General features: G+C 64.3%; 5 protein-coding genes and 1 tRNA gene. 3 read left to right on the top strand and 3 right to left on the bottom strand.

The window, feature by feature from the left end; genetic code table 11:
* Positions 1 to 324: 324 nt before the first annotated feature.
* Both VM621_RS12235 and VM621_RS12230 read right to left on the bottom strand, forming a co-directional pair.
* Positions 325 to 400: transfer RNA gene (locus VM621_RS12235), tRNA-Ala, on the bottom strand.
* A gap of 133 nt (positions 401 to 533) precedes the next feature.
* Positions 534 to 1,334, bottom strand: a complete 801-nt coding sequence (locus VM621_RS12230) for an SDR family oxidoreductase (protein ID WP_325469240.1) — start codon at positions 1,332 to 1,334, stop codon at positions 534 to 536.
* 114 nt (positions 1,335 to 1,448) lie between these two features.
* On the opposite strand from VM621_RS12230, the gene VM621_RS12225 reads away from it, so the two are divergent.
* Together VM621_RS12225 and VM621_RS12220 are read left to right on the top strand one after the other, a co-directional pair.
* Positions 1,449 to 2,003, top strand: coding sequence for a MarR family winged helix-turn-helix transcriptional regulator (locus VM621_RS12225; RefSeq protein ID WP_325469239.1), 555 nt, complete (start codon positions 1,449 to 1,451; stop codon positions 2,001 to 2,003).
* A 338-nt stretch (positions 2,004 to 2,341) separates the two neighbouring features.
* The gene (locus tag VM621_RS12220) at positions 2,342 to 4,753 is read left to right on the top strand and encodes a TonB-dependent receptor (protein WP_325469238.1); all 2,412 of its coding nucleotides are present in this window, start codon (positions 2,342 to 2,344) and stop codon (positions 4,751 to 4,753) included.
* 776 nt (positions 4,754 to 5,529) lie between these two features.
* On the opposite strand, the gene rnd is transcribed toward VM621_RS12220, so the two are convergent.
* Positions 5,530 to 6,648, bottom strand: coding sequence for a ribonuclease D (gene rnd, locus VM621_RS12215; protein ID WP_325469237.1), 1,119 nt, complete (start codon positions 6,646 to 6,648; stop codon positions 5,530 to 5,532).
* 111 nt (positions 6,649 to 6,759) lie between these two features.
* On the opposite strand from rnd, the gene VM621_RS12210 reads away from it, so the two are divergent.
* On the top strand, positions 6,760 to 8,715 hold the full coding sequence (locus VM621_RS12210; RefSeq protein ID WP_325469236.1) for a formylglycine-generating enzyme family protein: 1,956 nt from the start codon (positions 6,760 to 6,762) through the stop codon (positions 8,713 to 8,715).
* Positions 8,716 to 8,813: the final 98 nt, after the last annotated feature.

Here is an 8,813-nt window from a genome sequence, read left to right as displayed (position 1 = left end):
CGTATCGAATGGCCTTCGGCCAGGATCAGATGCACGGCCTCGTCCCGCTGAGCCTGCGTAATGTCTTTGCGTCCCATGGTTCACCTCGTTCTGGCTGCGAATCCCTTTGGGATGTCCAGAAAAATTAGACCACTTCAGGGCGCCAAGGTCTCCCCGCGAAGCGCCCAAGTGTACAAAGCGATGGCGAAGCCGAGCCCTGGGCGAAGTGCGAGGTGCGAACGAAGGCCCGGCATGCCGAGCGCCAGGCCCCCCGGTAATCCGTGAAGAACCAAAAAAAAAGCCTCGAGGACCGGTGGTCTTCGAGGCTTCAGTTCGTTCGATAAGTGGTGGAGCCTGGGGGGATCGAACCCCCGACCTCGTCATTGCGAACGACGCGCTCTCCCAGCTGAGCTAAGGCCCCACGAGCCGGTGATGTTAGCAGGGGTTTTTGGCCTCGCCAAGAGCCGGGGCCACGCCGCCATCCAGCTCTGGCGGATGCCCCCGGTGTTCCGGCCACGTCGTCGCTGGCGGTCGTCACCGCCGCTGCGATGGCCTTACGCTTTGATATAACGCGGAGCTGGGGTACCCGTCTGGGTGGCGGCGAACAGCGAGGCGCGCGCGTTGTCGTAGGCGGTCCACAAACCTTCGTCGGCGACCGAAGGCCAGGTGACGGTCTCGCCGCTGTCCAGGCCGACGAGCGACGCGTCAACCATATCTTCGGCACTCATGATCGACTCTTGACGCAGCGCGGACAGTGGGATGCCGGAGACCTCTTCGGACCAGATCTCGGTGGCGGTCGACGCCGGCAGGACCAACTGCACCTTGATGCCGGTCTCGGCGAGTTCGGACTGCAGGCCGCGGGTGAAGGCGAGTACATAGGCCTTGGTACCGCTGTAGACGGCGCTGATCGGGAGCGAATGCACGGCGAGCACGGAGGCCACGTTAACGATGGTGCCTTCATTGCGTGCAACGAAGCCCGGCAGGACAGCCTGCGTGAGACGGGTGAGGGCGGTGATGTTCAGGGCCACCTGCGAGTGCGCATCTTCGACGGACGTGTCCTTCAATGGACGGAAGCGTGCCAGGCCTGCATTGTTGACCAGCATTTGCACGCTGCTATCGCTCCCGAGGATGGTTTCGACCTTGGCAATGTCCGCATCCTTCTCGAGATCGGCGGCCAGCACGCGCACGTCGATGCCATGGGCCTTGGTGAGTTTTTCGGCCAGCGAAGCGAGGCGGTCGGCACGTCGGGCGACCAGGACGAGGTCGTAGCCCCGGGCAGCGAGGCGCTGGGCATAGACGGCGCCGATGCCAGAGGAGGCACCGGTGACAAGGGCGGTTTTCTTGGAAGAGGACATGATCGACTGCTCCGGGGATATAGGTTGAGGGCTCAAGCAAAAGGTTGAGTGCTCAGCTTTATAGGGGCGGACGGGTCACTTGTCAATGCTTCGGTGCTCAACCATTCTTGCGCCATGGCGAAGACCTCCAAGAAAGCGAACGCACCGACCACCGTGGTCGACAAGGCGGCGGCGGACGCCAGCGCCTTCCTGGCGCTCGCCTGCACGAACACGGCCCTGCGGCGGGCCGCCCGGCGCCTCGGCAATCTCTACGACGACGCGCTCGCCCCGGTGGGCCTGAAAGCCACCCAGGTCGGCATGCTTGCGGACATCGAGCGTCTCTCCGTCGCCGATGAGGGTCGATCTCCAACACTGCAGGACCTGGCTACCAAGCTCGGCCTGCAAATCTCCGCGGTGACCCATGCCCTGAGACCACTCGTCAGGGATGGACTGATCGTCTTGTCACCTGATGAAGAGGACCGGCGCGCCAAGCGCGCCTCGTTGACCACCAAGGGCGTGACCCTGTTGCATCGGGCGCTCCATCTCTGGGCCGCCGCGAACCGGCAGGTCGAGGACGTGCTCGGCAGCGACTCCGCGAACGCTTTACGGACACTCGCTGACTACGTGTCGTCCGACGCATTCCTTGCCGCCTACAGCGGCGGTGACGATGAAGGCGGCAAGCCGAGCTGAGTCACTGGCGAGTGGGCGATATTAATAGTGCCCCGAATTCGTCCTAATGGCGGCGTTGTAAATATGCTGTAAAATAAGCATGAGAATCTTCTGCGGTGGCGAAGGCGTATCGATTATTTCGTGCGTTTGGCCGCAATAAAAAACTGATTTCGCAACATTCGCCCGGTCAATGTCGACTGGGCTTTTTTATGCCCACGAAACACGTGTGAAATTGCGTGTTTCAGCAAGTATTACGCAGTAATGACAGCAGGAATCGCACTTGCCTTCGATTATCGAAAGATAACGTCGAGTGGGGAAGTGCGGGCAACGATTCAACCCTTGCATCTCAGGAAACTCCAGTGAAAAGAAACCATCTCTCCTTGGCGATCGCGGTCGTCTTTTCCATGACCGCGGCTTCGGTCTGGGCACAGGACGCGGCAAACCAGTCCGACACCACGACGACCGCGCCGGCGCAGCGCAGCGCCTCCAGCACATCGAACACGACGGCCTCGAACGACACCCGTCGCGTGCAGCAGATGAGCAGCGTGCAGGTCCAGGCGGACAGCCTCAGCCTGGGCTCCGGCCTGATGTCGGTGCAGACGGCGGCCAAGGCGGTTTCGACGATCACGCGCGATGCCATCGTCAAGGCTTCGCCAGGCGCGAACTTCACCCAGATGATCGGCTCGATCCCGGGTGTGAATGCCGCGACGGATGACGTCACCGGGCTGGCCAATGGCCACTACACGATCCGCGGCTTCGACTCGTCGGATATCGGCATGACGCTCAATGGCGCCCCGATCACCGATTCGGGCAGCTATTCGGTGTACGCCACCGAATACGGCGACAGCGAGAACATGGGCGACATCACGGTGTTGCAGGGTATCCCGGATATCGACATGCCCGATTCCGGCGCCAGCGGTGGCCATATCGGCTGGGCGACGATCGACCCCTCGCACAAGGCCGGCGTGGACTTCACCCAGAGCCTGGGCAGCAACGATTACCGCCGCACCTTCATCCGCCTGAACACCGGCGACACCGGCCCGGTGCGTTCGTGGATCTCGTACTCGCGCAACACGGCCGACAAGTGGCGCGGTCCGGGCGACATGGAAGTGACCAAGGTCGATGGCAAGTCGGTGTGGACGATCGACGACAACAACTCGATCAGCGCCTCGCTGCAGTACAACCGCGAGAACAATATCAACTACCGCTCGCTGACCAAGGCGCAGGTGGCCCAGAACGGCTATCACTACGACTATCTCAATACCTGGATGCCTGGTAGCTCGACCGCCGCGATCAACAACAATACGTACTACTACGGCCTTCGCACCAACCCGTTCAAGAGCTACCTGGCCAGCCTCGACGGCGAGTTCAAGTTCAGCGACAGCCTGCGCCTCTCCGTCGTGCCTTACTTCTGGTACGGCAATGGCGGCGGCGGTGCCGGCGCCACGGTGAACGAGAGCCCGACGGGCGCGGATCGCTTCGGCTACGCCAACCAGGACGTCAACAACAACGGTGTGGTCTCCGCCAACGACAAGGGCGTGGTCTATTCGTATTCGGCCGCGCTCACGTATCGTCCGGGCATCATCGCCAAGTTCAACCAGGACCTGGGCCAGGACAACAGCCTCGAATACGGTGTGTGGTATGAGCGTTCGCGCAAGAGCCAGTCGGACCTCTACGGCCTGGTGAACGGCGAAGGCACCCCGGCGTCCATCTGGGGCGACGACAGCTTCGTGACCTATCCCGGCAGCGGCCTCGGCCAGAAGGTGTACAACGAGTACACCAACACCGAGATCAAGAAGGGCTTCGTCACCGACAACTGGACACCGAACGACTTCTGGACCTTCACCGCGGGCGTGAGCTACCTGTGGACGAACCGTACGGGCTTCGCGCAGGAATACCCGGGTTCGATCGCCGGTGCCGTGACCAAGCGGCAGTTCACCACGGACGTGGACAAGAACTGGCACAAGGTATTGCCGACCGCCGGCGTCAAGTTCCAGATGGACGAGCGCAACCAGTTCTACATCGGCAGCGGCAAGACCTTCCGCGCGCCGCCGAACACGGTCCTCCTGTTGAATTCGCTGGCCAACCAGGAAGCTGCGAACAAGCCGGAAACGGCGTGGAATACCGATCTTGGCTGGCGTTTCTACGGCGATGCGCTCTCGGTCAGCGCCGATGTCTACCGCAGCAACTACAACAACAAGCAGGAAAGCGCGTTCGACGAGACGACGGGGTACACGTATTACACGTCGATCCACCGCATGCACATGCAGGGCTTCAGTTCCGAGGCGAGCTACAAGCTGAGCCAGGACTGGACGGCGTATGCGTCGTATACGTACACCCAGGCCAAGATCGTCGGCAACATCGATGGTGGCGGCGACGGTATCTATCCGGCCAACGGCAAGACCATGCCCGATACCGCCCGCAACATCGGCAACGTCAGCATCGGCTACGACGATAACGCTCACCTTTGGGCCACGTTGTCGGCGCGCGTCACCAGCTCGCTTTACGGTGACTACCTCAACACCGAGCGCGTCGGTGGCTTCACCCAGTTCAACCTGGCCGGCGGCTATCGCTTCGGTGACTGGGATGCGCTGAAGTCGCCATACATCAAGGTCAACGTGAGCAACCTGACCGATCGCAAGGCGTTCTCGTATGTCAGCTCGGCACAGTTCCTCGCCACGACCCAGGGCTCGCTATACACCAGCTCGCCGACCTACGGTCTGCTGCAGCCGCGCGCGTTCATGGTGACGTTCGGGGCTTCGTTCAACTGAAGCCGCTTGTGGAAGAGGTCGGTCCCGCGAGGGGCCGGCCTCTTTTGTGTTCATCGTGGATTACTGGGGGCCGGGCGCTCGGCATGCGGGCCATTCTTTCGCACCTTGCGCCTCGCTCGCCTTCGGCCTCGCGGGGCTCGGCTTCGCCATCGCTTTGTACACTTGGGCGTTTCGCGGGGAGACCTTGGCGCCCACCCTCGCTGCTCAGACAGGTCCTCCGCGTTCGGTGCGGAAGGCCGCTGCGCGGCGTGTCTTATATGGCCTACGGCCGCTCACTTGTGCGGAACTCGCCTCGAGGGTGGACGCCAAGGTCTCTCACGACGATACGGTCGAGTGCAAGGAGAGCCGGTGCGGGATGCGTCGTCGGCCCCGGCCGCGCCCGGAACACCCGGGCGAAGCGGAAGCGGTTGCTGGTATACGGTTGCCAAACACCTTCGTCGCGCTTGTGTCGGCGTGCTTGCCGGCGATGCCGTGGCGCGCTTTGGCTCGACCACGAGAGCCTCACGGTTCGGGAGAGCCTTCGGTGCCCACCCTCGAGGCGAGTTCCGCACAAGTGGAGCGGCCGTAGGCCAAATAGATACATGGGCCGCGCAGCGGCCTTTCCGGTACGAAACGCGGAGGACCTGTCTGAGCAGCGAGGGTGGGCACCGAAGACTCTGCGCCGCAACGTCCCAGCCCGCTGCCGCGGCATCAGCCGCTGAGTGGACCGATGCCTTCGGCGTCCCCGGACCTCCACGAAGAACCTCTTTTTTACGTAGGGTCGCGGAGTGTGATCTTCAGTCCGGCAGGAGGCCTGCGAGGCGGTCGTGCAGGACGCCACGACGCCAGCCTTCGAGGGCTTCGGGCCACGCGCCTGTCATCACGTATTCCTCCATGGAGCGGCGCGAGCAGAGCAGGCCGGGCGGGAGGTCGAGCTGGGTGGCGAGCTGGTCGATCACGCTGCGCATTTCGTTGATCGCGCGCTTGGCGTCGCCGACAGGATGGCCGACGACGGGAGCGGTGGATTCGATCTCATCGGCGCCCAAGGGACGCAGGAGCAGATCGAACAGTTCCTTGCGCTGGGGCGCACGCAATGCGCGCGTACCGCGCACGCGCTCGTCGAGGTTGGCGGCATCGCGTGGCAGGCTGCTGGTGAGGTCGAGTGCCTGCGCGTCCTCGAGCAACCAGGAGCGGGGTTTGTCGAGTTCGCGCGCGGTGGTTTCGCGCCAGCGCAGCACGCGGCGCAGCAGGGCCTGCTTTTCGGGCGCCCATTCCGCGGCGCTCTTGAAACTGCGCTGCGGCTGCAGATCGCCTTCGCGTTCACTGGCGCGGCGTTTCATGCGGGCGCAGTCTTCGGCATGCCAGGCAGTACGGTCGCGCTCGGCGAGGCGTTCGCTGAGGATCGCGTGAACTGGGTGCAGATGGACGACATCGAGCGTGGCGTAGAGTTTCTGCGATTCGGTGAGCGGGCGTTGCAGCCAGTCGCTACGTGTCTCGCCCTTGTCCAGCTCGGCGCCGACCAGCTCCGCGACGAGCGCACGGTAGCTGATGCCCAGGCCCATGCCGACGAAAGCCGCGGCGATCTGCGTGTCGAACAGGGTATGCGGGCCCTCGGGCAGGAAAGGCGACATGGCCTCGAGGTCTTCACCGGCGCTGTGCATCACCGTGACCACCGGGTGATTGGCGAAGGTGGGCTGCAGCACGTCGCCGAGCGGGAAGGCGACCGGGTCGATCAGGGCGTAGCGGTTGTCGTGAGCCAGCTGGAGCAAGGCGAGCTGCGGGTAGAAGGTATTGCGCCGCATGAACTCGGTGTCGAGGCCGACGATGGCCGTCGGGCCGACAGGGGCCAACCAGGTGGCCAGTTCGTCGTGGTTGTCGATCCACGGTGCGGCGGGAGCGAGGTCGCTCGATGTCATTCCTGCTTCCTTGTGCATGCATGGAGCACGTGCGACGTTCGTGTTGCCCTGCCGCACGCGATTCTCTAAGGTGGCAGCGCACGATAGCAGGCCCGCACGGAACAGCCCACCATGCCGAACACCGAAACCGTCCGCCGACAGCGCGCCATTGGCGGCGCCTTGGGTGTGGCCGTGCTCGGTTTTGCCTTGTTCTATCACTTCTTTCCGCAGCTGCTGCACGTCCAACCGGGCCAGAACACGCCACGCTCGCCGATGCGGGGGCAGCCGACGACGATGGGTTTCGATCAGCGCCCGCAGGCCGCACCGGGGGCCATCGTGTCGGAAATCGATGCCGGACCCCCGATCATGCTCGCCCCCGCTTCGGTGATAGCCGCGCGCCGCCGCGAGAAAACCAACGAGGTCGATCTGCCGGCACAGAAGACCCCCGATTCGCCGGAGCTGACCGCCTTGCTCGACCGCGCCGACAAGGCCCTGCAGGCGGATCGCCTGGTGGGTGGCAAGGACAGCGCCGCGGCGATGTTCCTGGCGGTGCTCAAGCAGAAGGCCGACAGCCAGCGCGCACTCGGTGGCATGGATGAGGTTCGCGCGCGGCTCGCCGCGGAGATCGAGCAGGACATCGCCCTGGGCGATGCCGACGCCGCACGCGATGGCCTCACGGCACTCAAGGCCTTGCCGGGGAACACCACCCAGGTCGCTCCGTTGCAGGAGAAGCTCGCGGTGCTGGACAAGGTACGGCCGATGCTGGGCAAGGCAGCCAGCCAGTTGCAGCAAGGCAAGGCCGAACAGCCGCGCGGCGACAGCGCGTTGGATACCTATCGCGAAGTGCTTCAGCTCGATCCGGACAACGCCGTGGCGGAGCAGGGCATCATCCAGGTCCAGCGCGCGGTGCTCGACAAGGCGCTTGCCGCCGTGGCCCAGAACGACTTCACCGCGGCGGATGCCGCCCTGGCCGAGGCCGCGACGATCCTGCCCGAATCGCAAGCCCTGCAGGACACGCGCGGTCGCATCGAAGGCATGCGCCGGCAGAGCGGCTCGGCGATGCTCGCGCAGGCCCGTTCGGCGCTGGACGCAGGCAACCTCGAACTGGCCCAGCAACTGGCGACCAAGGCGCAGCAGATCAGCCCCGATCTCGCGGGCATCGACGACTTCAACGAGCGCGTGACCAATGCGCGTCTTTACGCGAGCTATAAACCCGGCCAGGTCTTCGCCGACCGCTTCGTCGACTCGACCGGACAGGCTCCCGCCCTTGTCGTCCTGCCGACCGGGCACTTCATGATGGGTTCGCCGGATGGCGAACGCGGGCACGATACCAACGAGGCGCCGGCGCACGAGGTCCAGATCGAGAAGGGCGTCGGCATAGGGCGCAGCTCGGTGACGATCGGCCAGTTCCGCGACTTCGTGCGCTCCAGCGGTTACGTGCCGCAATCGCAGTCGCTCGGTGGCGGGAGTGTCTACGACGAGCAGAGCGGTGGCCTACGGGACGAGGCCTCGGCCACCTGGCAGGACGACTACGCGGGCAAGCCGGGACAGGAGCGCCTGCCCGTCATCAATGTGTCGTGGAACGATGCCAAGGCGTATGCGGACTGGCTGTCGCAGCGCACCGGCAAGAAGTACCGGCTGGCCAGCGAGGCCGAATTCGAATACGCCTTGCGTGCCGGCAGCACCACGCGCTACTGGTGGGGAGACGACAATCCCACCGCGCGTGTGGAAAACCTGACCGGCGGCAACGACCGGTCCGGATCGGGCCGCCGTTGGAGCAATGCCTTTGCCGGTTACAAGGACGGCTACTGGGGGCCGGCACCGGTGATGAGCTTCACGGCAAATCCATTCGGTCTCTACGACATGGGTGGCAACGTGTCCGAGTGGGTCGGCGACTGCTGGCACGACAACTACATCCGCGCCCCGCGCACAGGCGAAGCCTGGGTCAACCCGGGTTGTTCCCGGCGCGTGATCAGGGGCGGTTCTTGGGGTAGCGCGCCGGACATGGTCCGGTCCGCCTATCGCCAGGGAGCCGACGCGGACCTGCGCAGCGCACGTGTCGGCTTTCGCGTGGTCCGCGAACTCTGACGTTGCCTCGCAGGTTTGCCGAAACCGCTCCATGTAACGCTTGACGCCGAACCGTTACTGGTTACAAATTCGGTTTCAACGCCCCGACGCCATGAGGG

It is taken from the genome of Luteibacter sp. (assembly GCF_035539195.1).
In the GTDB taxonomy this organism is placed as follows: Bacteria; Pseudomonadota; Gammaproteobacteria; order Xanthomonadales; family Rhodanobacteraceae; genus Luteibacter.
The sequence above is the reverse complement of the archived record's forward strand: the minus strand, read 5'-3'. Positions and strand labels throughout refer to the sequence as shown.